The sequence below is a fragment of the Psychrobacter sp. 1U2 genome (assembly GCF_051847575.1).
In genome coordinates this window covers 1-549 of record NZ_JBPYDC010001648.1, presented here as the reverse complement: position 1 = coordinate 549, position 549 = coordinate 1, and the positions used below count along the sequence as shown (strand labels likewise).

Genomic DNA, 549 nt, shown 5'->3' with positions numbered 1-549 from the left:
GACTGATGATACGGACATTCCTGGCGAATTCTACCAAGAGTGGCTTGCTATTGGTCTTAAACCTTTATCTATTTTGCCTTATCAACAAGACGCTTTTGATTTTTCTAGTAGTCAGGTGCATCATGAAGCCATCACTCAAATGCGCACGTCCCTAAAATACTTTGGTCAGTTTCAGCCTTCTGCAACGACAATGATGCTTGATCGTACTGTGTCAGGACAATATTGGAATTTGGTGAACCTTGGTGTTGAAATCGATCTCTCATCTTTGGTTGATGAATACATTGAACTATAAAAAATACAATAGTAGCATCAAAGACGTTTAGACATGCAGCGCATGCCCACAACGATCGCAAAATGTGGCGCCAACGGCATGACCAAACTTTCCACAATTAGGGCAAGTAATAGGATTAAGCTGTGGTCGCATGTTACGTGCCAGCTCTGATGTAAAGATACCCGTTGGTACTGCGATGATCGAATAACCTGTAATCATGACCATGGTCGCAATTGCTTGACCCAGCGGTGTCTTTGGCGAGATGTCCCCGTAACCTA

General features: G+C 43.4%; 1 protein-coding gene and 1 pseudogene. One reads left to right on the top strand and one right to left on the bottom strand.

Going from position 1 to position 549, the window contains the following annotated elements:
* Positions 1-292, top strand: a pseudogene (locus tag ACS8FD_RS23665) (AarF/ABC1/UbiB kinase family protein); the annotation flags it as partial.
* A gap of 27 nt (positions 293-319) precedes the next feature.
* On the opposite strand, the gene ACS8FD_RS23660 reads toward ACS8FD_RS23665, so the two are convergent.
* On the bottom strand, positions 320-549 hold a 230-nt coding region (locus ACS8FD_RS23660), incomplete at its 5' end, for an ion channel (protein ID WP_439277648.1).